Origin of the sequence: Bacillus sp. ISL-57, assembly GCF_018613135.1 — a bacterium.
Classification (GTDB): Bacteria; Bacillota; Bacilli; order Bacillales; family DSM-1321; genus Peribacillus; species Peribacillus frigoritolerans.
In genome coordinates this window covers 48,388-70,520 of sequence record NZ_JAGGQV010000004.1, presented here as the reverse complement: position 1 = coordinate 70,520, position 22,133 = coordinate 48,388, and the positions used below count along the sequence as shown (strand labels likewise).

General features: G+C 40.0%; 25 protein-coding genes. 9 read left to right on the top strand and 16 right to left on the bottom strand.

Annotated elements, in window-relative coordinates; genetic code table 11:
- Positions 1–5: 5 nt before the first annotated feature.
- The 6 genes from J7I90_RS08725 to J7I90_RS27710 form a co-directional block, all read right to left on the bottom strand.
- On the bottom strand, positions 6–1,892 hold the full coding sequence (locus tag J7I90_RS08725) for a B12-binding domain-containing radical SAM protein (protein WP_214770635.1): 1,887 nt from the start codon (positions 1,890–1,892) through the stop codon (positions 6–8).
- A 96-nt stretch (positions 1,893–1,988) separates the two neighbouring features.
- Positions 1,989–2,123 carry a hypothetical protein gene (locus J7I90_RS27725; RefSeq protein ID WP_285289419.1) on the bottom strand — a complete coding sequence of 45 codons (135 nt, stop codon included), beginning with the start codon at positions 2,121–2,123 and terminating at the stop codon, positions 1,989–1,991.
- A gap of 48 nt (positions 2,124–2,171) precedes the next feature.
- Entirely contained in the window at positions 2,172–2,306 is a 135-nt protein-coding gene (locus tag J7I90_RS27720; protein WP_285289418.1) for a hypothetical protein, read from the bottom strand.
- A 51-nt stretch (positions 2,307–2,357) separates the two neighbouring features.
- Entirely contained in the window at positions 2,358–2,492 is a 135-nt protein-coding gene (locus J7I90_RS27715; RefSeq protein WP_258831801.1) for a hypothetical protein, read from the bottom strand.
- A gap of 63 nt (positions 2,493–2,555) precedes the next feature.
- A complete protein-coding gene (locus tag J7I90_RS08720; RefSeq protein WP_214770632.1) occupies positions 2,556–3,947 on the bottom strand; it encodes an MFS transporter in 1,392 nt (463 codons plus the stop codon).
- An 85-nt stretch (positions 3,948–4,032) separates the two neighbouring features.
- Complete coding sequence (locus J7I90_RS27710) at positions 4,033–4,161, bottom strand: hypothetical protein (protein WP_283866295.1); 129 nt, start codon at positions 4,159–4,161, stop codon at positions 4,033–4,035.
- Positions 4,162–4,329: 168 nt separating this feature from the next.
- Here J7I90_RS27710 and J7I90_RS08715 point away from each other — a divergent pair, with 168 nt between their 5' ends.
- Together J7I90_RS08715 and J7I90_RS08710 are read left to right on the top strand one after the other, a co-directional pair.
- Positions 4,330–5,235: a helix-turn-helix domain-containing protein gene (locus J7I90_RS08715; RefSeq protein WP_214770630.1), complete on the top strand. Its 906-nt coding sequence runs from the start codon at positions 4,330–4,332 to the stop codon at positions 5,233–5,235.
- 424 nt (positions 5,236–5,659) lie between these two features.
- Positions 5,660–6,823, top strand: a complete 1,164-nt coding sequence (locus J7I90_RS08710; RefSeq protein ID WP_214770628.1) for an MFS transporter — start codon at positions 5,660–5,662, stop codon at positions 6,821–6,823.
- A gap of 60 nt (positions 6,824–6,883) precedes the next feature.
- Here the strand turns inward: J7I90_RS08710 and J7I90_RS08705 are convergent, their stop codons facing one another.
- The 7 genes from J7I90_RS08705 to J7I90_RS08675 form a co-directional block, all read right to left on the bottom strand.
- Entirely contained in the window at positions 6,884–7,234 is a 351-nt protein-coding gene (locus J7I90_RS08705) for a hypothetical protein (protein ID WP_251025185.1), read from the bottom strand.
- A 75-nt stretch (positions 7,235–7,309) separates the two neighbouring features.
- Positions 7,310–7,951, bottom strand: coding sequence for a response regulator transcription factor (locus J7I90_RS08700; RefSeq protein WP_214770626.1), 642 nt, complete (start codon positions 7,949–7,951; stop codon positions 7,310–7,312).
- A complete protein-coding gene (locus tag J7I90_RS08695; RefSeq protein WP_214770624.1) occupies positions 7,944–8,990 on the bottom strand; it encodes a sensor histidine kinase in 1,047 nt (348 codons plus the stop codon). The genes J7I90_RS08700 and J7I90_RS08695 overlap by 8 nt, the downstream gene beginning before the upstream one ends.
- Positions 8,987–9,733, bottom strand: a complete 747-nt coding sequence (gene liaF, locus J7I90_RS08690; RefSeq protein WP_214770622.1) for a cell wall-active antibiotics response protein LiaF — start codon at positions 9,731–9,733, stop codon at positions 8,987–8,989. Before liaF ends, J7I90_RS08695 begins: the two co-directional genes overlap by 4 nt.
- 157 nt (positions 9,734–9,890) lie before the next feature.
- On the bottom strand, positions 9,891–10,526 hold the full coding sequence (locus J7I90_RS08685) for a PspA/IM30 family protein (RefSeq protein ID WP_096338052.1): 636 nt from the start codon (positions 10,524–10,526) through the stop codon (positions 9,891–9,893).
- 19 nt (positions 10,527–10,545) lie between these two features.
- Complete coding sequence (locus tag J7I90_RS08680; protein ID WP_034309581.1) at positions 10,546–10,893, bottom strand: lmo0954 family membrane protein; 348 nt, start codon at positions 10,891–10,893, stop codon at positions 10,546–10,548.
- 470 nt (positions 10,894–11,363) lie between these two features.
- A complete protein-coding gene (locus J7I90_RS08675) occupies positions 11,364–11,978 on the bottom strand; it encodes a TetR/AcrR family transcriptional regulator (protein ID WP_053536079.1) in 615 nt (204 codons plus the stop codon).
- A 171-nt stretch (positions 11,979–12,149) separates the two neighbouring features.
- Between J7I90_RS08675 and kynU the strand changes: the two genes are divergently transcribed.
- From kynU to J7I90_RS08645, 6 genes are all read left to right on the top strand, one after another.
- Positions 12,150–13,427: a kynureninase gene (gene kynU / locus J7I90_RS08670; protein ID WP_214770620.1), complete on the top strand. Its 1,278-nt coding sequence runs from the start codon at positions 12,150–12,152 to the stop codon at positions 13,425–13,427.
- A gap of 88 nt (positions 13,428–13,515) precedes the next feature.
- Positions 13,516–14,937 (top strand): amino acid permease, encoded by a 1,422-nt coding sequence (locus tag J7I90_RS08665; protein WP_214770616.1) that lies wholly within the window; start codon positions 13,516–13,518, stop codon positions 14,935–14,937.
- 45 nt (positions 14,938–14,982) lie between these two features.
- Positions 14,983–15,837 (top strand): tryptophan 2,3-dioxygenase, encoded by an 855-nt coding sequence (gene kynA / locus J7I90_RS08660; RefSeq protein WP_214770613.1) that lies wholly within the window; start codon positions 14,983–14,985, stop codon positions 15,835–15,837.
- Positions 15,838–15,876: 39 nt separating this feature from the next.
- On the top strand, positions 15,877–16,503 hold the full coding sequence (kynB, locus tag J7I90_RS08655; protein ID WP_214770610.1) for an arylformamidase: 627 nt from the start codon (positions 15,877–15,879) through the stop codon (positions 16,501–16,503).
- Positions 16,504–16,650: 147 nt separating this feature from the next.
- Complete coding sequence (locus J7I90_RS08650; RefSeq protein WP_214770607.1) at positions 16,651–17,283, top strand: LysE family translocator; 633 nt, start codon at positions 16,651–16,653, stop codon at positions 17,281–17,283.
- Between the two features lie 136 nt (positions 17,284–17,419).
- The gene (locus J7I90_RS08645) at positions 17,420–17,755 is read left to right on the top strand and encodes a hypothetical protein (protein ID WP_214770604.1); all 336 of its coding nucleotides are present in this window, start codon (positions 17,420–17,422) and stop codon (positions 17,753–17,755) included.
- A gap of 50 nt (positions 17,756–17,805) precedes the next feature.
- Here the strand turns inward: J7I90_RS08645 and J7I90_RS08640 are convergent, their stop codons facing one another.
- Positions 17,806–18,657 carry an MBL fold metallo-hydrolase gene (locus J7I90_RS08640; protein WP_214770601.1) on the bottom strand — a complete coding sequence of 284 codons (852 nt, stop codon included), beginning with the start codon at positions 18,655–18,657 and terminating at the stop codon, positions 17,806–17,808.
- A 131-nt stretch (positions 18,658–18,788) separates the two neighbouring features.
- Complete coding sequence (locus J7I90_RS08635; RefSeq protein ID WP_214770598.1) at positions 18,789–20,216, bottom strand: phospholipase D-like domain-containing protein; 1,428 nt, start codon at positions 20,214–20,216, stop codon at positions 18,789–18,791.
- A 197-nt stretch (positions 20,217–20,413) separates the two neighbouring features.
- Here J7I90_RS08635 and J7I90_RS08630 point away from each other — a divergent pair, with 197 nt between their 5' ends.
- Entirely contained in the window at positions 20,414–20,860 is a 447-nt protein-coding gene (locus J7I90_RS08630) for a hypothetical protein (RefSeq protein WP_214770593.1), read from the top strand.
- 494 nt (positions 20,861–21,354) lie between these two features.
- Here J7I90_RS08630 and J7I90_RS08625 read toward each other — a convergent pair whose 3' ends face one another.
- Complete coding sequence (locus J7I90_RS08625) at positions 21,355–21,915, bottom strand: peptidoglycan-binding domain-containing protein (protein ID WP_214770589.1); 561 nt, start codon at positions 21,913–21,915, stop codon at positions 21,355–21,357.
- Positions 21,916–22,133 lie beyond the last annotated feature (218 nt).

Sequence of the window (22,133 nt, the reverse complement as noted above, 5' to 3'; positions counted from 1 at the left end):
TATTTTCATTCAAGGTTGATCACACCTTTTTCGACAAAATACTCTAGGTACTTTTTATCATCTGCCTTGCTCATTATCAGTGCGTTTCCGAATACTTCTAAGGACTCTGGCACCAAGAAGATTCTTTGCCATACAAAATCCATGATATACGTTTTATCTAACTTAATGATTTTAGTCCAAGGGTTTATGAATAAGGTATTTGAAGTGATATCCTTTCCTTCCCTTTTGTATTTATCAGGAGGAAGCTCATCATTCTTTTGGGGGTTGACATTTTTGTGCAGTTGCAAGAATCTATTCAGCTTTTCTTCAAACGTTATTCCGTCAGAGTATTGAAATGTAGCACCCATTCTACCCATCCCATAATTGAGTAATTTGTTTCCTCTTAGGTTTTTTCTTGATTGAATATGGATTTCAGGATTATTTGTATCTTCATAAATATAGGTACCTGGTTCTAAAACGAGCATTTGCATGACATCGATGCCAATTTTATCTTGATTTTTAAGTAAAAATTCCTCAGAACACTTAATTTCATCCTCGGTTTCACCAGGTAAGCCGCCAATTATAGACATTCGCAGCGTAATGTTGGCATTATGTAAATTATCTATTATCTGTTGATAATTATTAGATTGCACTCCTTTATCCAAGGAATCTAAAATTCTTTGAGAATTGGTTTCATAGCCAACAGACATTAAAATACAACCTAAATTACTTAGTTCAAAACAAAATTCAGCGTCTAACAACACATTCTCAAGACGGTTTCGTGTACTGAATGTAATTTCATAACCTCTAGATTTAAGTATTTTGACTGCATGGACGACAAGCCGCAAATTAGTATTCTCATCTATGAAATTAATTCTATTAACCCCGTAATTGTTAATGATATCCTCACACTCGTTTGCTACTTGCCTTGCCGTTTTCTGCTGATAACTTTTTTCTTTTCTTGATCTATTACCATATGAACAAAAAGTACATCGTCCCCAGTAACACCCCACACATGTAATCAAAGACATATGCACTTCTTCATCTAAATAGTTTTTGTACGGTAAATCAGAAAAATCAGGCGGTAAGGCATCCGTGATCCTATATGCAGACTTGGATGGGGCATTTTCACCATTTTTTTCATTAAGCCAAACAATATCCGGCACCTCGCCGATTTGGCAATCGTTTTTCAAATACCTGTCTAACATGAATAATGTTTCTTCACCTGCCGATATTCCTAATGAATCCACAAATTGATTTAATCCATTTAGGCTAAAGAAAGATGATTGACGAATCATGATTTGTTGTCCACCCAGAATAATGTGGGTATTAGGGGAAAGTTCTCTAATCCACTTGCATATTAAAAAGGAAGGTAATATTTGGCTATAGTATGCAATAGAAATCGCGAAGATTTTGGGCTTATCGTTAAGAATTTTTTCTTTGATATTTTCGTATAAAACCTTTGTGGCAATATCACTTTTTTTCCAACCAAAATCCCTTACCAATTCAAGGATTTCTTCCAATGAGGTAATCTCAAGTTTTAAAAACGAATTTACTAGTAATAATTCTATGCCTTGTCTCACCAACCGAACGTCATACTTCAATGAATCAGAAGATCTTTTCTCTATAAATACATTATTGTAAAGTTGCTTTTGTTCTTTGAATAAGTATTTAGCCATTTCGACTTTATATATCAATTTCAAGTCTTTACTTCCGTTTTCATTGATGCTCACATATTCAGCTAAACAATCTTCACTAAAAAGGGTATGGCATAATTCAATATTTAAATCAATTTGGCTTACACCCATTCCCTTGTTCCTCAAAAAACTAGTAATCATAGGTAAACTTAAATATGGAAAGAGCCTGGCTTCAGTTAGAGGCGGAAAAACTATCATAGCATCTGAATTTTCCATCTAAAGAAATTCTCCTTTAATTTATCCAAAGAGAGTGTTAGTTTCATTAAAAGCTAACACTCTCTTTGAATCACCATTATGGATTTAGGATCTAACTTATTTTTCTACATCCGATACTGTACTGAAACGGAATGCATGAAATGCACTGCCCACTTCCAGCTCTTTAGCTTCGATTACTTCAAGGTTTTCCACTAGCTTTTCCGCTTGTGTATTTTCCACTTGCTTCGTCATATGTTTCACCCCTTAACCTTTAAAATGATTGCCTGTATCTGCCCTGATCTATTTTTCTGTGTCCGACACTGTACTGAAACGGAATGCATGAAATGCATTGCCCACTTCCAGCTCTTTAGCTTCGATTACTTCAAGGTTTTCCACTAGCTTTTCCGCTTGTGTATTTTCCACTTGCTTCGTCATATGTTTCACCTCCTTAACCTTTAAAATGATTGCCTGTAACTCTGCCCTAATCTATTTTTCTGTGTCCGACACTGTACTGAAACGGAATGCATGAAATGCACTGCCCACTTCCAGCTCTTTAGCTTCGATTATTTCAAGGTTTTCCACTAGCTTTTCCGCTTGTGTATTTTCCACTTGCTTCGTCATATGTTTCACCTCCTTTCGATCACTTCAAAACTGTTGTATATATCACTTTCAGCTAAACGAGAATTATACTTCTTCTTTCAAAGACAATTTCATATTGCTCTTTAGAAGCCTTTTATCATAAACGACTGTTCCTATAGCTACCAAATATAACCCCATACAAATGAATAACACGTATGAAAAGCCAACTTGGGAAAAGTCACCTTGGTCAGTGCCATAGTCCAATAAAGTGTTGAATATCCCCGCCGCGAAAGCCCCAGTTCCAAACTGTACCATTTGGAACAAACCCATATAAACCCCTGTTTCTTCCTCAGGAACTGCCATCATGGCAATCTTATTTTGTGTGGGCATGGAAATGACACCGGCCAATCCAAAAAGGAGAAACGCAAATATAAAGAAAATTAAGCTGCCATTAAACATTGTCAAAGTGAGGTTCACCATTCCAATTATGGAAATCGAAATAGATAAAAGTAAAAGGTTTCTATTGTCTTTTAAATCTGCAAGTTTACCCGCATACCCAGATAACAAAACCGCCAGTATCGAATCTGCCATAATGATATAGCCAACAATATCCGGTTGAATATTGTGTATATCCCGCATGTAACTTGGAATGTAAAGCACTATTACATTTGTAATGAGGAAGAGAACGAATATTCTAATAATTGAAGAGACAAAAATAGTGTTTTTTATTGCCTTTCTTGGAAGCAAAGAAGTATTTCCGCGGTTAGCCCGTTCATAATAAATAAATAAAATTAAACTCAATATCGTAACCGCAATAGAAAGTGACCGTTCCACTATACTAATTTCATCCTTGAATATGAATTGAAAACTGATTACCATGACGAGTAAAGCCAAACTGTTTTTTAAAGGTAAATGAAGGTTTGCCGTGATTCTTTTTTTTGATTTGGGAGTTACCATTAATACAAGAACTAAAGATATGCAACTTATGATAATCAATACTCCAAATATCATTTGCCAAGAGTAATGCTTTATTACCAAACCACCAGCAGCTGGTCCAATAAGTGTGGCAGTCGCTAAAACTCCGGAAAACCATCCAAAAGCCCACCCTAATTTATTATCCTTAAAACTTTGCCTAATCAATAATACCTGTGCCGGTACTACCATTGCGTCTGCAATTGCCTGAAGTGTCTGATAGACCAAAAACAAATTCCAACTATTTGTGGTTCCACTAAGAGCCGTAGATGCGATAAATAGCGATAGGCCAAATATCAGCAATTTTCTTGCTCCTAATATATCCGCCACTTTACCAAAAAGCGGAATGAGAAATGCGAAAAAAGAAAAGAATAGAATATTTCTAATCTGAAGTGTGGAATAAGAAATATTAAAAAAGTCTACAAGATTAGGGAACGCAATCGTCAACATGGACGTAGACATCACACTAGCTATAACACATGAAGAAATGGTTATAATCAATAATTGATCTTTATTTATTTTCATATAAATAATCCTTTTTTTATTTATTTTATTTAAATTTGCCTTTAGGCTTCCTTTTTTAACATAGGTTCATATTGGTAATTAAATCTTAATGCTGATTCGGCAGATCATTAAATATGGGCCGATCATCTACAGCCAAATTGACGCTTGAATCGAATTGTAAAACCATCGCTAGCGTAAACAGAATGGAGAACCCAGATACTAATATTTTTTTCATATACCCCAACCTCCTGATATTGATCGATACAACTAGTATAAACCATCCAGATATGGTACATTTTTCTTGTACGGCTGCTACAGAGTATTTTTTTTGATATTTTTTTGGTGTTTCCAATGAAATATATAAAAAAATATAAAAGTATTTATATTTTTAGGAGTTGATAAAATGGATGAAAGCATTCCTTTTAAGCTTGGAAATGTACTCTACACTTTAAGAAAAAGGTCAGGCATAACACAAAAAGTCATGGCAGAGGGAATCATTTCTCAAGCACAACTAAGCAATATAGAGAAGGGGAAAGTCATTCCATTAGCGACTACTTTATATGAGCTCTCATTACGTTTAGGTATCAGCATTGAAGATATACTTTTAGAAACTTATTCAGACCGAATGGAATATAGTGAGGAAGTGAAATCACAAGTCAGGGTTTCTATTAGAAATAGAGAGTATCGGCAGGTAAAACGGATTCTCGAAGCAGAAAAATACCATGCAGACTTCCAGTCACCCATCAATAAACAATTCATCCTCTGGCATTTGGGGATCGTAGCATATTATTGTGATAATGATATATTGAAATCCCTGGATTTTTTAAATCAAGCATTGGACCTATCTACTCATTTTCATATTTTTTCCGCTCAAAAAATAGAAATTTTGAATAGCAAAGCCATTATTTATAACGAAATTACTGAATATAAAAAGTCAATTGCCTCTTATAAAGATGCCCTTAAGCAATTTCAACAACTTCCAAAAACCTCAATGAATTATAAAATTAAAGTCCGGATTCATTACGGATTGACAAAATCCTTACATAAGGACGCACAATATTATGAATCTATAAAAATTTGCTCTGATGCTATTCAAATTTTAATCCGGGAAGAATCCATGTACCTTATGGGAGAAGTTTTATATCAGCGTGCCCAATCCCTGCAGTCATTGAACAACATGGAAAGTGCCACAAAAGGGTATGAAGAGGCAAGGAATATATTCTTATTGCAGCAGAATTACGAATTTGAGAAAGTCGTTCAGGAAAGACTGGATGAGATAAAGAAATCGCTTAAAGTTTATAAAGATTGAAGAATTACCTTAGCAAAACATGCTGTACTTTTTTGGTTAGTATAATGACACTGATACATTCTTGGAACGTAAACAGGCTGCCTATTGGAGTTAAGGAAAACGTTTATTCATATTTTCAATTAGTTCAATCACCTGTTAAAAATTCCTGAAAACGACCTTTTCCAAACCATTCAAATAGACGTCATGAACAGGACTAATAAAAGAAACCTAGCTTATTCAAGCTGGAAAGCAAAGGAAAGCATAGGGGGTCCCTATCTATATTCCCCGATGTCATGAATTTTGAAAGGCCCCCTACCCTCCTGGGTCCAGATCCTTTTTGAAACCAACTCCATCATTCTATTTTTTCAAATTCTGTCATCAATGATACAATAACATGGTCTGAAATCAATCCATTCTATAGAACACGCGAGGTATCATATTTTTTATGAAAGCAATACGATTATTAAAGAGTTTTAACTTTTTATATTTTGGACTGCTTGCCATTTTCATTCCGTTTCTCCCAGTCTATCTGGCTGATCAAGGTTTGCGTCCAGCCCAAATCGGATTCATCATCGGTACAGGAGGTTTTGTCACCCTCATTACCCAGCCTTTATGGGGAATGATCAGCGACAAAACAAGGACTATACGAAAAGTCCTGTTATTACTCATCTTTTTCTCGAGCGTAATCGGTTATTTCCTCTATGATTCAAGCAGTTATCTTCAGCTCATCCTGTTTGCCATGCTGCTATATTTCTTTCTGATGCCGATCGATCCCCTGACGGAAAGCCTCAATTTTACGATGGCTGAGAAATCCGGGATCAGCTACGGCTCCATCCGGACATATGGTGCATTGGGTTATGCGGTCATATCGCTGATCACCGGCTATGTTATGTCATATTTCGGAGCGAACAGCCTTGCGTTACTTTTTGCAGGCATAGGTTTGATCAGCTTCATTGTCAGCTGGATGATGCCTGATGCTCCCGTTTCAGGGAAACCTGTCACCTTAAGCAGCCTTAAGCATTTTTTCAGCAATAAAGAGACGCTTCTCTTTCTGTTATTGGTCTTTATCTGTGCTGTTCCAGCAAGGATGAACGATACCTTCCTTGGGGTATATATCAGGGAACTTGGAGGAAGTGCCAAGCTTGTAGGCTTGACCTGGTTCTTGGCGGCGGGAAGTGAAATCGTTGTATTCGCCCTAAGCTTTTGGTGGCTGCGCAAAGGTAAGGAAATCATCATCATTTCGTTTGCAGCAGCGTTTTTCTTTATCCGTTATTTCGTCTCTGCATGGATTACCGATCCACAGCTATTGGCTTATTTGCAAGTCATGCAGCTATTGACTTTCCCGATTTTCTACTCGGCGGCCATCCAATATCTTTACCGGATCGTTCCGGTGGAATGGCGTGCCACAGGCCAGACCGTACTGGCGCTGCTATTCTTCGGGGTTTCGGGAATCATTGCTTCTTATATAGGCGGAGCCATATATGGAGCATATGGCGGGAAGACCCTTTACTTGTTCATTTCCTTCATCTCCTTTATAGGAATGGTATTCGCTTTCTTTCTTTATCGGATATACGGAACGAGGCTCGATACCGCAGAGGAAGCTGTATAAACTAAAAAACGGTATAAAAAAGAGCATGTTTTGATTAAAACATGCTCTTTTTACATTCCGTTAGCGAAATAAAGGGGCAACCGTCAACATTAACACAGACAAGCAAAGCAGAATAGTAGTTGTCCTGTTTGAGAGTTTTACTTGTTTGCCATTTTTATAGAAACCTGAAAATTGAAGCCGGTTTTTATAGAGTACATAAAGTAATGGGAAAATTGCCATACCAACAATCCATCCGCCCGTGGTATTCTCTACGGTTATTCCAAAAATCGCATAGATTGAATGAATGATGAGGCCCATTATCATTCCAATAACGAAAATAATGGTGATTATACGAAATAATTCTAAAATCACTCTTAACATCATTTCACCTGCTTTTTTCCTGTTATCCGTAAAAAAGGCTGCAATCAGCAACCTTGAATGAACTTTACAGGATGGGATATTTCCCTAAATATAACAAACTTTCCTCTATTGGTAAATAGACGCTCTTTACTCTTCTTCTTGAACGAGCGAATGCTTAAATGCGTAAATCACTGCTTGCGTGCGGTCCTGCACGGCAAGCTTGCTTAATATATTGCTGACATGCACTTTGGCGGTTTTCAGGGCTATGTATAGTTCATCGGCAATTTCCTGATTCGTTTTCCCTTGTGTCATCAGCAGTAAAATTTCCATTTCACGGTTTGTCAATTGATCATGAAGCTGGGTGATTTTTGGGCGACGCAGCTTTTCCATCATTTTTCCCGTCACTTCAGGTTCAAGTACGCTTTGACCCTGGAAAGTGGAACGGACGGCTCTCGCAATCTCGCTGGCCTTGGATGTTTTCAGCATATAGCTCGTCGCTCCGGCTTCCAATGCCGGGTACACCTTTTCATCATCCAGGAAGCTTGTCACAATGATGATTTTTGCTTCTGGCCATTTTTCAATGATTCGTTTCGTCGCTTCTATGCCGTCCATTTCCGGCATCACCAAATCCATCAAAATGATATCCGGACGCAATTGCATTGCCAGTTCGACAGCTTTCAAACCATTGTCCGCTTCCCCGACCACTTCGATATCCGACTGTGCGGATAAATAAGCCGATACCCCTATCCTTACCATTTCATGGTCATCGACAAATAATACTTTAATCATGATGATCACCTCCAGCATTCAATAATGGGATTTTCACTTCAAGTTTCGTTCCTTTACTCGGAACACTTACAATTTGCATCGTCCCGCCTAATTCAACAGCCCGTTCATGCATGTTTTGCAGACCATATGATCCCGTTTTCGACTCCTCGACGTTAAAACCGATGCCGTCATCCGTTATTCGTAAAATGATCATTCCATCACGGACGATCAATAGCACTTCAAGCGAATTCGCTTTTGCATGTCTCAGCGTATTGGAAATCGATTCTTGTAAAATCCGAAACAGATGGTCCTCAATCCCCTTATCCAGAGTGACAGGCTCCATCTTCCAATTTATATCCATCGTCACTTTTTGGGCCAATTCCACAAGAAGCTCCTTCATTCCTTCATGTAAAGATTTTCCCTTTAATGCAACAGGCCTCAAGTGAAGCAATAGCGCCCTCATCTCAAGCTGGGATTGATGGATCATTTCTTCCACTACCTTGAATTGTTTCATTTCCGTTTTTTCCATATCGGATTGTGATTCGGTGATGGCCGACATGAACATCGAAGCGGCAAACAATTGCTGGCTCACCGAATCATGCAGCTCCCGCGCTAAACGGTTTCGTTCCTGGGAAACGATTTCCTGGATCTGTTTCTCCTGATCAATGGCCTTTTCATTCGCCATTTTTTGCGATAATTTAGTCTGCTCATTGATTTGCTTATGGATCAGTTGCATCCGTTCCGCCATTTTAGCCATCTCTTGGATTGGATACGTTTCCTGTTGCGAGGGTATGCGGCCCTGTTCAAGGAAATGCAGACCTTCATCCACCCTTTCAAGCTGTCTCTTCCAAAACATCCCCGAAACGACTCCATAAATAAGCCCTACCGTCATGACCAGGCTTGGCAAAAATATGACGAAGGGTAATCCCATGACCACTTTCTCCCATAATAAGCTCCAATCGGATAAAGGAAAGATGAAGAAAACCATCGCCGGCAAAGCAAGGGAAAGAACGAAAGCAACACCAAGGGCAGTCAATATCTGCCGTGTCAGTATGCTCATATCCGCTTCACCTCTAAATCGCCAACTAAGATTGAAGTGATGATATGAACCTTGTGATCCGTTTCATTGAACCCTTCCGTTTGGTAGGAATAAATTTGATTAAAGACCCTGGATTCAGCCTTATTTTCAAAAATCCGCGCTCTGCCTGCAATGACAGAATGATGGACCCTGATTTCGATGCCATACGGTACAAGGACGGTGATATTGCCAATGATATTCCTGATGGAAATGACAGCATCGCCTTTCGGTAAAATCGTTTTGCTTAAATCGATAACCGTATCACCGACCCCGCCCTGAACATTCACGGAATTCCATTCATATACATGTTCGGTCGTTTGTTGATGACCAAACAACTTATTTTTAAATAGATAATCGGTTTTCAGCAGTCGTTCCTTATTGATCTTTTCTTCGTTCGAATCATCATTGGTTAAAATGGGACTGACCCAATCAGGATTCTTTTTGGACTGATAATATAAAAGCAAAAGATAAATGAGGATCGCCATTAGGAAAAATCTAAAGACGAACATATTCAAGACTGTGATGATAAGGGAAATCAGCCCTATAAAAAATAGGATTTTCCCGATTGTCCGTTTTGCGAATTTCCTGCCTAAATAGATGCATCCTATTGAAAAAGCGATGGAAAAAAGGAGACCCCCACCCGTAAATGAAATCTCTAAAAAAAGCAGGACGACTCCGATGAGAAGTATCCATCCCATATAGTCCGTCTTCATCTTGTTCAACATCGGCTCGCCTCCCCTGTATATGATCATGATATTCTTAAAAGGCACAGAAACCCGTGCCTTTTAAGAATACCATGAAATTGTCACGTTCTGACAGCCTGTTTTCCCCCGCCCTCCATTCCAAAAGGCGAGGGGATGACAGCGATGCCTTGAAAAAACTTTACGCTTCTTTCTGTTCCAATTCTTTTTCAAGCTGAACAATCCTGGCATCGATCGTATGCCGATTATAATCTGTATGGACCTGGTGCTCGATGCGATCGATATAATGCTCCATTTCTTCAAACATCGCTACCGGTTTAGCTTCGGAACTGCCTCCGTCCAAAACCCGATTGATCCGGTTGTTTGCCCGGGCAATATTTTCCCTGCCCATCAGTTCCAACCGCTTTAGATGCATATCCTTCAGCTTATGTTTCATTTCTTCATATTTCCGCTCCAGCTCAGCCAACTGAACCTCTGCACTTTTATGCGCCTCTTTCAAACTTTGCGCCCGCTCTTCATAGTGCAGGCTTTCCTTTAAAGCAAATTCCATTAGATCGGTTTCTCCCGACTGCTTGGCAATCTCAGCCTGATGCTTACGTTTTTCAGCTAGATTTTGCGCTTGATTATATTCACGCGTAAACTCTTCTTTCAGAAGATATTGACGTTCAAGCAACTTACCGACCTTTTCCGTCTCCTGCTCACATTGACGTAAATATTGATTTAACATCCCAATTGGATTTTTTTGCTCCTTTTTATCCAACAGATCGTGAAAATCAGCCGAAATCGTTTGTTTCATTCTAGAAAATAAATTACCCATTCCAATTACATCCCTTCTATTAGTTCTTATTCAACTCTTTCCACTCTCTTTCAAAATTTGAGAATGGGTCACTTTCTTTCGATGAAGCACTTTCATCATTTTCATTCCATTTTTTATAAACCAGGTAAAGAACATAAGCTGCCACCAGTCCCAATATTGCCGGGATATGGGAAATAGAAACGATCAGCACGATAATGGAGACTGATCCCCACGCAATCTTCGCCCCTGTCGATTCGGACTTCATGAACTGCTTGAACCCAAAGTATAGGATCGCCAAGCAAATCGCCAGGCTGATCAGTGGGCCAACGTTCGCCAGCAACAGGAAAAGTGCGATCAGTCCTACAATAAATAAACCAAATTTCTTCATTGTTTTCGTCCTCCTTTCTATGTTTATATCTTATCTACTTTTACAAGTTCGTATAATGAGCCTTAGCTATATTTTCTAGTAAGACTTAAGGCGTAGACGCTGTAAGTCCGATGCTAATGAAGCGTTTGGGTTTACTCGTGAGTTTGCATTTACTCCCGAGTTTTCGCACTTTACTCGTGAGTTTTGCTGTTTTACTCGTGAGTTTGCATTTACTCCCGAGTTTTCGCACTTTACTCGTGAGTTTGCGCTATTTACTCGTGAGTTTTCGCACTTTACTCGTGAATTTGGCCACTTTACTCGTGAGTTTGCGCTATTTACTCGTGAGTTTTGCTGTTTTACTCGTGAATTTGCACTTTACTCGCGAATTCCGCGGTTTTACTCGTGAATTTCGGGGCTTTACTCGTGAGTTTTGAAAATAAAAAAATCTTCCGATTGTTTATAACCGGAAGATTGGTGAGCTGCCATTATCATTATACATATAAGCCTTCGACGTAGACTGAGGTGATGGTTTGAGCAATTTCTTCTACTGAACTTTGATGTTCGTTTCGGACGATTTCCCATAGGTACATCTCATTTGTGAAAAACCATCCTCTTGCGACAAGCTCATGGTTAAGTTCAGTTCTTGCCAGCCCATTTTGCTGTGCATAGGCGACGTCCTGTGATATTCGCTGAATGAACTTCATGCGGATCGCTTTCCATTTATCTGAAATAATGGTTGATATCCCAATGGCCTGTTCGAAAACTTGCATCATGTTGCGTTCAGCTTCTGCCATTTTCAAAAATGCATTAGCTTGTCTGTTGATGATATGTTTTGCTTCATCTTTTGATTTCGGAAAGAAAGAGGTCTCGGCAATTTCATAGAATTGCTCCATTACATTTTCCATTAATACAATTAACAGATCCTCTTTCCCTTTAAAATGAACATAGGCCGTCCCGTATCCGATGTTTGCCCTTTTGATCATTTGGGAAATAAGCGCAGCTTGATAACCTTCTTCAAGAAATATTTCCTTTGCAGCTTCCAATAGCTTTTGTCGTGTCATGATCGAGCGTAAATGCCGTTTATCCCCTGTTTTGCCATTCTCCATGCTTATTCCTCCCTTTATCTTCTAGCATAAAGGATTTCCATGAAATAAAAAACATTTGTTGGAATGACAGCTTGAATGTTTATAATTTTCTGAATTAACTTATTGACACTATGTCATATTCTTTGGTACGATTCTCCTAGAATTTAAAAAAACTAATATAGGAGGATGATTATGGTTTCTGAATATACATTGGATCACGCTAAACAAATGGATGAGAATGATACGCTAAAAGGTTTTCGAGAAGAGTTTTATTTAAAGCCGGATTCCATCTATATGGATGGAAACTCATTGGGGCTTCTTTCGAAAAGGGCTGAACGCACTCTTCTGGAGTCTTTGGAAGATTGGAAAGAGCATGGGATTGATGGATGGACGCAAGGGAATCACCCATGGTTTTTCATGGCTGAGAAATTGGGCGCGAAGATGTCCCAATTGGTCGGAGCTTCTCCAGAGGAAGTTATTGTAACCGGCTCCACAACTGTAAATCTGCATCAGCTTGTAGCCACTTTTTATAAGCCTGAAGGAATTCGCAGAAAAATTTTGGCTGATGAATTAACCTTCCCGACTGATATTTATGCTCTTCAAAGTCAGCTGCGTACACATGGATACGATCCGGAAACCGATCTCATCCGCGTGAAAAGCCATGATGGCCGATTTCTTGAAGAGGATGACATCATCGAAGCAATGACCGATGACATCGCTTTGATCATCTTGCCAACGGTCCTGTATCGCAGCGGTCAAATACTGGATATGAAACGATTGACTGATGAAGCTCATAAAAGAGGCATTATAATCGGATTTGACGGATGTCATTCCATCGGTGCCATCCCGCATTCATTCAGCGAATGGGATGTGGATTTTGCGTATTGGTGCAATTATAAACATTTAAATGGCGGCCCTGGCGGTGTTGGCGGTTTATATGTAAATCGAAAACATTTCGGGACGATGCCTGGATTGGCTGGATGGTTCGGCTCCAAAAAAGAGAAACAATTCGATATGGAACATACCTTAACACCAGCTGAATCAGCAGGAGCGTATCAAATTGGCACGCCGCATGTGTTAAGTTGTGCACCTTTGATTGGGTCTTTGGACATTTTTATAGAAGCTGGAATTGAAAATATTCGTGAAAAATCCCTGAAAATCAATCAATATTTAATGGATTTAGTCGAATTTGAATTGGAAGACATGGGATTTTTCATTGGAACTCCAAGAGAAGACATCCGCCGCGGTGGTCATGTAAGCCTCGAGCATAAAGAAGCTGCACGGATATGCAAGGCATTGAAAGCGAACGGTGTCATTCCCGATTTCCGTGCACCTAACATCATTCGCCTCGCCCCGGTTGCACTCTATACTTCTTATGCGGAAGTTTGGGAAGTTGTACAAATACTCAAGAAAATCATGTCAGAAAAACAATATGAAAAATACAAGAATGAGCGTGAAGTGGTCGCATAACCCGGAGTTCCGCCAGACGGGGCTCATCCCTCAAAGGGTTAATTAATTGGGGCAGGATAAAATCTTTTTGATAAAAAGGAGATGAACTATGGAGAAAAACAATACTCAATTGAACTTTAAAGATGAGCCAGAAAAAGGATTGAAGCGAGAGCTGAAAACAAGTCAGCTTTCCATGATCGCGATGGGCTGTGCCATCGGGACGGGGCTATTTCTTGGCAGCGGACTTGCGATTCAAGCGGCAGGGCCAAGTGTATTGCTCAGCTATGCTCTTGGGGCGTTCATTGTCTTACTATTGATGGGCTGTTTAGCCGAAATGACGGTTGCCCACCCTACTTCCGGATCTTTTGGGGCCATTGCGGAAAAGTACATGAGTCCAATGGCAGGCTATCTTGTCCGCTATTCCTATTGGATTGGCAATGTTTTGGCTGTTGGGGTTGAAGTGAGTGCAGTCAGCGTATATATGAATTATTGGTTTCCGAACGTGCCGGGAATCGTATGGATATTGTTGTTTGCAGGTGTCCTGATTTATGTGAATGCTACCAGCGTGAATACATTCGCGACATTTGAGTATTGGTTCTCCTTCATTAAAATAAGTGCCATTGTTGGTTTTATCCTCCTTGGAGCCTATGTACTGTTTGGTTCATCCGAACAGCCGCATATAGGACCGGAAAACTTCGTGAATGAAGGCGGTTTTTTCCCATTTGGTTTGAAGGGGATGTGGATAGCCGTATTTATTTCTTTATTCAGCTTTCTTGGGACTGAATTGATAGCGGTTACATCAGGGGAAGCAAAAGATCCGGATGCTGCTGTCCCAAAAGCATTAAAAGCGACCGTGTTCCGTTTATCCACTTTCTATGTGCTGACAATCGGCATCATGCTGATGATCGTTCCTTGGAAAACGGCTGGGATCGAGGTAAGCCCATTCGTAAAAGTTATGGAAATCCTGAACATTCCAGGTGCATCCGGAATCATGAACTTTATCATTCTAACGGCTGCCATATCTGCCATGAACGCTCAGCTCTATGCTTCAACACGGATGATGTTTTCGTTGGCACGCGGAAAACATGCACCTAGCTTTTTAGGAAAGTTAAACAAAAGCGGTGTCCCTACAAAAGCACTTGCTGTCTCTTCAACGGGGATTTTCATCGCTGCAGGCGTTCATGCGTTACTTCCTGGTTCATCCTATGCTTTCATGATGGGGATTTCCATGTTCGGTGCCATGTTCACATGGCTCATGATCTTCATTTCCCATTTGTTTTTCAGGGTGAAATGGGAGAAAACAGGCGGACGCAAATTACCGGTAAGGATGATCGGTTTCCCCTATTTAACGATACTCGGGGCCGTTCTTCTATTCAGTTTGATGATTACATCATGGTTTACGGATTTCAAGATCATGCTTCAATTCGGGATTCCTTGGTTACTATTTTTAGCTGTAGCTTATTTTATTTCAAAAGGAAGAAATATTAACCATAATGTAATGGAAGAATCTCTGAAAAAGAAGATAGAATAGAATGGCGGAATAAATAGTTTTTTCGAAAAGTGAGGAGATTGCGGAATGAAGAATATAGATAAAAATGAACAAACAATAACGGGTTTGGAGAAAGAAATTCAAACCGACTTTCAAAAATCGATGTCTTACGGAGATTACCTCCACCTTGATAAAATTTTAACCAGTCAGCATAGATGCTCCGATCATCATGATGAAATGCTATTTATCGTTATCCATCAAGCGAGTGAGCTATGGATGAAGCTCATTTTACATGAATTGACAGCAGCAACTGAGTCCATCCGCCAAAACAAGTTGGAACCCTCGTTTAAAATGCTGTCGCGGGTTTCGAGGATTCAGCAGCAATTGATCCAGTCATGGAATGTCCTTTCAACCTTAACGCCGGCTGAATACATGGAGTTCAGGGATAAATTGGGACAATCTTCCGGATTCCAATCTTATCAGAATCGTTTGATTGAATTTGCATTAGGAAACAAGAATGTCCATACGCTATCCGTCTATCAGCACCAAACGGATTTATACGAGCAAATGCAGCAGGCCCTTCATGAGCCAAGTATTTATGACGCGGCGATCAATGCTCTTGTGGCACGCGGATTACCTATTGATCAAGAAGCCCTCAGCAGGGATTGGTCCCAAAGATATGAACCAAATGCCAGTGTAGAAGAGGCATGGCTGACAGTTTACCGCGATGTTGAGCAATATTGGGACTTATATGAGCTGGGCGAGAAGTTAGTGGACATCGGCCATCAACAGCAATTATGGCGTTTTAATCATATGACTACAGTGGAAAGAATTATTGGTAATAAACAAGGAACGGGCGGATCATCAGGTGTAACGTATTTAAAAAGAGCACTGGATCAACACTTTTTCCCAGAACTATGGAGTCTAAGAACGAAGCTATAAGATATACAAGAAACAGCCAGTAGAGACGGAGGTAAATGCATGGGGACATGGATTGATATTTCACAACGTCTGGATGATAAGGTTGCAGTCTGGCCTGGAGATACACCTTTCTCTTATAAAGTCAATTGGAGTAAAGAAGAAAGCGGATCTGTCAATGTAGGTCAAATCAATATGAGTATCCATACCGGTACCCATATTGATGCACCTTTTCATTTTGATGATGATGGAAAAAGAGTGATTGATTTGGATCTCGACTTATATATGGGAAATGCCCGAGTTATCCATTTACCAAACAAGACAAGCATCGGAATCGATGAATTATCCCATATAGATCTACAAGGCGTTACCCGTCTGTTAATTCGCACGGATGCATGGAAGGATCGAAGTGTGTTTCCACAAACCATTCCACATATCCAGCCAGAATTAGCGGCATACCTTTCAGAAAACGGCGTCCGTCTGATTGGACTTGATTTACCATCAGTAGATCCACTGGATAGTAAAGAGCTGTCTGCCCACCATGAACTTGCCGATCATGGCATTCACATTTTGGAAGGACTTGTATTAGACGGTATCGGACCGGGTAATTATGAGTTGGCGGCCCTCCCTCTTCCTTTGGTTGAAGCAGATGGAAGTCCGGTACGTGCTGTGTTGAGAAAGTCGCCCTGACAAAATGTTTTTAAAAAAACACGCCAGATCAAAACTGATTTGGCTTGTTTTTTTTTTGTAATCATTAACTTTCAAATTTATCTCCCTAAACCACTTGCATCTATGTTATAATTTTCAGAATTCATCACCAAGAGTGGAGGTCCGAATATGGAAAACTTTTATCTGTTCATCATCATGTGCATCCTTCTCATCATCTTACCTGGTCCAGATACAGCAATAGCAACAAGGAACACCGTTACCGTGGGGACATCGGGAGGTTTTAAAACGATGTTCGGCACATGCTGTGCCCTGCTCATTCATACATCAGCTGCCGTGTTCGGGCTTTCAGCAATCATTGTGAAATCCGCTTTATTATTTTCCATCTTCAAATATGTCGGTGCCGTTTACTTGGTATATCTAGGCTTCAAGACTCTATGGGGATTAAGGAATAAGCAAGTGGCCGCAGCGGCGGAAACGTCGGTCAAAAGTAAGTACGAAAACCAGTCATGCTTTAAGCAAGGGTTCCTTACCAATCTGCTGAACCCTAAAGTGGCCGTCTTCTTTTTAACGTTTCTGCCTCAGTTCGTGAATCCGGGGAATGATACGTTTTTACCGTTCCTGATCATGGGCATGACGTATACCGTTTTAACTGCGTTGTGGTTTGTATTTTATATCTATCTGCTGAACCAGATCAGTGCTTTCATGAAAAAGCCTAGAACCCAAGCGATATTCGAGGGGATAACCGGGACGGTCTTGATTGGTTTCGGGTTAAAGCTAGCTCTAGAAAAAGCTCATAATTAATTTGAACTGCACCTTTAGACAATTGGAGGTGCATTTTTTTATTGGGGTTCTGGTATAGGTGTATGGATTTAAGTACTTGCTGAGTTATGTTACAATAAAAACCATAATTGGTTTTTATTACAAGGAGAAAAAGAACATGATAACCATTGAAGCTAAGAAAACAAAAGATATCGGATTAGGTTCACTTTCTTTCGTGCTATGTTTATTGGGAATATTGTTTACGTTTGAATTTGGAGATAAATCTTGCATGGGAGATCATATTTTACATACTATCGGACTTAGCCCCTGGTCAAATGGAAATTCAGGTATTCATTATACCGTGTTCTATTCGGCTATATTTTTCATCCCCTCCTTCATTATTGGTCATATATATCCCGATAATAGAGGAGCAAAAGCAGGGAAAATCATATCAGGTATCCTATCAGTTCTTATCGTTTCAGCACTATTAACGTTAATTATCTCTTTTGTATAGGCCTGGGTGTGAGCCCAATAATGCCGAGCTCACACCCCACTTTAGTTCAGTCACTCAACATACCCATTCACGAAAAATCCAATCGTTTCGAGCTCGTCCTCAGTTAAATCCCGCTTTAATCCTTTTGCCAATTCCTGCTCCATTAAAGCCCGGTTTCCCCGATGTTCGACCACCGCTCTGGCACATTCTTTCATTAGCTTAAGCTCCGCTTCCATCTCCAGTCTCGTTCGAGGCTGAACATGATGGGAAAGAATATATGTTTCGGCATCATAGGCTTCAATTTTCTTAAGAAGAAGCAAAGCTTGTTCAGCCGTATAATTCCACTTTTCCGCATAAAGATTGGCATACAGGCAGTCTCCCAGAAATAAGGTCTTTTCCTCCTGTATATAAATGATGCAGGAATCATTGGCATGGTCACCGCCAACATGCTCGATGACACAGGTTATATTGCCGAGATCGATCGTCATCGTTTTCTCAAAGATGATATCGGGCAGGGGGAGGGAAATCTCTCTATTCGTCCCATGTTCCAATTTGATTGCATCGGCACAAAAGGGTATCTCCGTCCCTTCTTCGACCCGTTGATCAAGGGCCCGATCTTCCCATGAAAGATGCTGCATTTCTTTAATGTTCGTGTATGTTTTTTCCTGGCAAATCACCGGAACCCCGATATTCTCCAGTCCGAATACATGGTCCCAATGTGAATGGGTAAGGACGAGGAAATTCCCGCTTATATCATTCCGTTGCAATTCATCCTCAAAGAGCTGCGCATGCCTGACCGAGTTACCGGCATCGATGATGAGTGTTTTCTTGTTTCCCTTCACGGCGGCAAGAACCGGGCGATCCGTTTCCTGAACTGGCGGCAGGTAGACAATATGTTTCGATAGGTGCTGTAATGTTTGCATGTTTCTGTTCTCCTTAATTGTTGTGATTAGCTTGCTCAAGTATAGCAAATTACATATGTATTCATAAGATAATCTCCGCAAAAGGCTAAAAAGACAACAATCACTGAGATTGCTGTCTTTTTAGTCATGTTTCAAATGAACCTATTGAAATATACCGTAATTTTCGATAGGGCATTTAAAAAGGTGGCCTTGAAAAAAGACTCTTCCCTTTTCCGATCTTCCGGCAGTTGTATATATTTTTTATTGTCCGCAATGAGTGTACTATTTTTGATCTTTGAATCGATGGCTCCTATCAACTGCACTGCAAACCTTTCACTATCGATGACCACCATCGATTCTGTATTTAAAAAGGCAGATCGAGAATCCAAATTGTAGGAACCCACTGCACTTAATCGTTGATCATAGACAATCGATTTACCATGCAAAGAATAAGGCTTTGAATATTCATATACCCTTGCCCCCGTCTCAACGACGCTATCCCTAAAAGCCAAGTAACCGGAAAAAGCGATCATGTTCGGGGTTGAGGCAGCTGAGTTGGTAAGTATGGTCCATTCAGCCTTTGAATCCAATTGCATTGGTACATATTTCTTCAAGGCATCCGCAGGGACAATATAGGGGCTTTGGATGTATACCGATTGATTGGCGTTCGCAGCAATACTCATTAAAGATCTCCACACTATAGGGTATTTGTTGAACCGTTCGATCGGGTTATGAATGAAGGACACTTTTTTAGTAGGTGTTGTAGCCTTGCTCCAATCGACGACTGGTTTCACGAAATCGGTTTCAGTGCGCAAAGCTTTGCTGTATTTTTTCGCTAATGCATTTCTTTCGCGTTTTCCTTTTTCCGTTTGCCTTTTTGACAGGTCCGAAAAAACATCGCTCGTAAACGGATGGGTCCATAATTCATTCAAATAGTCCTTCATTTCAACGATTACACTATCTTTCTCTTCTTTAGCATTGAAAATGAGTACATCCCTGTCATAGACAAAATTCCTCGGCGGCTTGCTTGCTAAGTACTTATCGGCAATATTCCTCCCTCCGATGATGCCTAACTTTCCATCTACCGTGATGATCTTGTCATGAAGGCGATTATGCCAGGTCCACGGCTTAAATGGCTTAAAGGTTTCGTAATATCTTAATTCAATGTTTTCATGTGAAGCCAATGCATAACGGGCACTGCTTAATTGACCTCTAAGCCCATGAGCCATTCCATCCAGAAGGATTCGGACTTTCACACCTCTGTCAGCCGCATCAATCAAGGATCCAAGTAAAAGCTCGGTCGATTCACCTTTTCCAAAAGCATAGTAGGCGATATCGATTGAATGCTTTGCTTCCTGGATCATTCGCATTCTTGCGAGTCCAGACTCATAACCGTCTTCGAAAAGCAGGACACGATCCACGGTGGCTTCCTTCTCTCCCATATATTCACTTACCTGTTTAATCGGCCTGTCTTCTTCTTTTTCTGCTTTGGGGAAAAGAACAACAGCCGTCACAACTACATAAAGGAAATATAATAGAAGAACAAGCAATAATCCCTTAATTGCCGTTTTTACAGTCATTGAGCACTCCCCCTTTAAGCGATATTTTATTACTATTCGTAATATGCAAAGACTCTATTCAACATCTGCAGGCTTGATACACATGACGGGGCAGAGAGCGGCGATGAGTGGAACCGGAAGGATTTTTTTCCTTTTAAATGTGACAAAGTGGTGAACATGAAAGCAGTTGCATAATATGATATAGAAGGAGGGATTTCATGCTTAAACAACCTGATAGAATAAGTATCTTCAATTATTGTTTTGCATTAGGGGTATCAGAGGTTTTCTTTTTATCCAGCTTTTATCTTTCCATTCTTGACGTTTCATTATTTGCGATCGCTTTGCCATTTTCCGCTTTATTTCTAATGTTCTCCTTGTACCTATTCCTTCGAACGCACAAAGAAGCAAAGACCTTACCCAACCAGGATGAACGAAGAAGGGAAATACATGCATTCTATCATCAATCTTTCGGGATTTTCACGATCATTTTTTTCACTTTACTTTTTGTTGCTTTAGCCTTCATTCCCTTGCTCGATGACGGAGGGCATTTCTATCTTCTATATTGTTTGCCGATGGCCTTGCTTTGTATGATTCCTGTGATTGTTTCTTATAAAGGAATGAAATCATTCAAATTGGAAAACGGCAGTAATTTAACGAAAATCTAATTGATTTTACTTTTATTCAAGATTTCATCCAGGTTTTTTAGTTGAATGTATAGGGAAAATGAGGATATAATAATAAATATATAAAAAAAAGACACTGGTTAAACCAGCGTCTCAATGAACAGCAAACTGCATAAAGAGCAGCGGCTTTCTGTGGTAAGTCAGTTGCTACTCGATCATGAAAGTAACCCTTTTCCTACATACATCTGGCCGGATGGTATGGAGGGGGTTACTTTTTTAATGTAACCGCGATTACTGCGACGATTAAAGAGGCGAATGAAATCATTAGCATCAGTCCGTCCATAATAGAAATCACCAGCGACACCCCCTTTCTGAAAAGGAGTGACCGCTGCCCACTATACCAAATTGCTGTCCATTTACTATTATATCTGTATTTAATTGTTATTTATAGCCAAAAATAGCTGTATTTAGTCTACTTGATCCTTCACAAAAAAAAATCCCACTTAAAGTGAGAACCATTTTTGCATGTATATCCTTTATTGTTCCACTACACGGCCATCTTTATAAATGTGGAACCACCCAATCGTTCCGGAGCCGCCTTGATCGATCCAATCTTTATTAGCTGCTTTAAAGTTGTAATATGATTTTCCCTTGCCATCTTTCAGCAATCTGCCATCACCGCTGAATATGATGTTGCTACCCAGCTTCTTCTTCCCTAACCCAATCGCGTCTTTCTCCGTGAACTGTCTTCTTTCCACCTTATTTTCATCTAAAGCAGCCCATGTCTTCGGTCCGACGATACCATCTGAAGCTAAGTTATGATCCACTTGGAACTCCCTTACCACATTTTGTGTTTGGGTACCGAAAATCCCATCAACACCTACATGATATTTAACATCTTTAAGGCTTTGCTGTAAGTCTCTTACATAACTTGAACGTGAGCCTTTCTTGAGGGTCGGGCGTGTTTCCGCCTTCGTTTCGATTTTCTGGATTTGACTCCCCTTTGATGCCGCTTCGGTATTTGAAGTCCCCGTTCCTAAAGGGGCCAAGATCAAGGCAACTGTTGGAATCATGACCAATAATTTTTTCTTCAACACATATAACCTCCATTCAAATGATCACTCCTGCAGGTTTCTGACACTTCCCTTAGGAGCCCATTCATTATAACGCAAGGAGTTATTTTATTGGTGTTTCATTACTTTAATTATAAAAAATGGTAAATATGATTCATCGTGTCATTTCCAGAGGTGAGCCTATGATGGAAGTCCCGTTTTTTGGGGGGTTACCTATAATTTCAAAACAAAGTTAATTTGCG

Excerpts from the sequence above, each read along its gene's own strand:
- J7I90_RS08725 (WP_214770635.1), bottom strand. The coding sequence starts at position 1,892 with ATGGAAAATTCAGATGCTATGATAGTTTTTCCGCCTCTAACTGAAGCC.
- J7I90_RS27725 (WP_285289419.1), bottom strand. The coding sequence starts at position 2,123 with ATGACGAAGCAAGTGGAAAATACACAAGCGGAAAAGCTAGTGGAAAAC.
- J7I90_RS27720 (WP_285289418.1), bottom strand. The coding sequence starts at position 2,306 with ATGACGAAGCAAGTGGAAAATACACAAGCGGAAAAGCTAGTGGAAAAC.
- J7I90_RS27715 (WP_258831801.1), bottom strand. The coding sequence starts at position 2,492 with ATGACGAAGCAAGTGGAAAATACACAAGCGGAAAAGCTAGTGGAAAAC.
- J7I90_RS08720 (WP_214770632.1), bottom strand. The coding sequence starts at position 3,947 with ATGAAAATAAATAAAGATCAATTATTGATTATAACCATTTCTTCATGT.
- J7I90_RS27710 (WP_283866295.1), bottom strand. The coding sequence starts at position 4,161 with ATGAAAAAAATATTAGTATCTGGGTTCTCCATTCTGTTTACGCTAGCG.
- J7I90_RS08715 (WP_214770630.1), top strand. The coding sequence starts at position 4,330 with ATGGATGAAAGCATTCCTTTTAAGCTTGGAAATGTACTCTACACTTTA.
- J7I90_RS08710 (WP_214770628.1), top strand. The coding sequence starts at position 5,660 with ATGAAAGCAATACGATTATTAAAGAGTTTTAACTTTTTATATTTTGGA.
- J7I90_RS08700 (WP_214770626.1), bottom strand. The coding sequence starts at position 7,951 with ATGATTAAAGTATTATTTGTCGATGACCATGAAATGGTAAGGATAGGG.
- J7I90_RS08695 (WP_214770624.1), bottom strand. The coding sequence starts at position 8,990 with ATGAGCATACTGACACGGCAGATATTGACTGCCCTTGGTGTTGCTTTC.
- liaF (WP_214770622.1), bottom strand. The coding sequence starts at position 9,733 with ATGTTGAACAAGATGAAGACGGACTATATGGGATGGATACTTCTCATC.
- J7I90_RS08685 (WP_096338052.1), bottom strand. The coding sequence starts at position 10,526 with ATGGGTAATTTATTTTCTAGAATGAAACAAACGATTTCGGCTGATTTT.
- J7I90_RS08680 (WP_034309581.1), bottom strand. The coding sequence starts at position 10,893 with ATGAAGAAATTTGGTTTATTTATTGTAGGACTGATCGCACTTTTCCTG.
- J7I90_RS08675 (WP_053536079.1), bottom strand. The coding sequence starts at position 11,978 with ATGGAGAATGGCAAAACAGGGGATAAACGGCATTTACGCTCGATCATG.
- kynU (WP_214770620.1), top strand. The coding sequence starts at position 12,150 with ATGGTTTCTGAATATACATTGGATCACGCTAAACAAATGGATGAGAAT.
- J7I90_RS08665 (WP_214770616.1), top strand. The coding sequence starts at position 13,516 with ATGGAGAAAAACAATACTCAATTGAACTTTAAAGATGAGCCAGAAAAA.
- kynA (WP_214770613.1), top strand. The coding sequence starts at position 14,983 with ATGAAGAATATAGATAAAAATGAACAAACAATAACGGGTTTGGAGAAA.
- kynB (WP_214770610.1), top strand. The coding sequence starts at position 15,877 with ATGGGGACATGGATTGATATTTCACAACGTCTGGATGATAAGGTTGCA.
- J7I90_RS08650 (WP_214770607.1), top strand. The coding sequence starts at position 16,651 with ATGGAAAACTTTTATCTGTTCATCATCATGTGCATCCTTCTCATCATC.
- J7I90_RS08645 (WP_214770604.1), top strand. The coding sequence starts at position 17,420 with ATGATAACCATTGAAGCTAAGAAAACAAAAGATATCGGATTAGGTTCA.
- J7I90_RS08640 (WP_214770601.1), bottom strand. The coding sequence starts at position 18,657 with ATGCAAACATTACAGCACCTATCGAAACATATTGTCTACCTGCCGCCA.
- J7I90_RS08635 (WP_214770598.1), bottom strand. The coding sequence starts at position 20,216 with ATGACTGTAAAAACGGCAATTAAGGGATTATTGCTTGTTCTTCTATTA.
- J7I90_RS08630 (WP_214770593.1), top strand. The coding sequence starts at position 20,414 with ATGCTTAAACAACCTGATAGAATAAGTATCTTCAATTATTGTTTTGCA.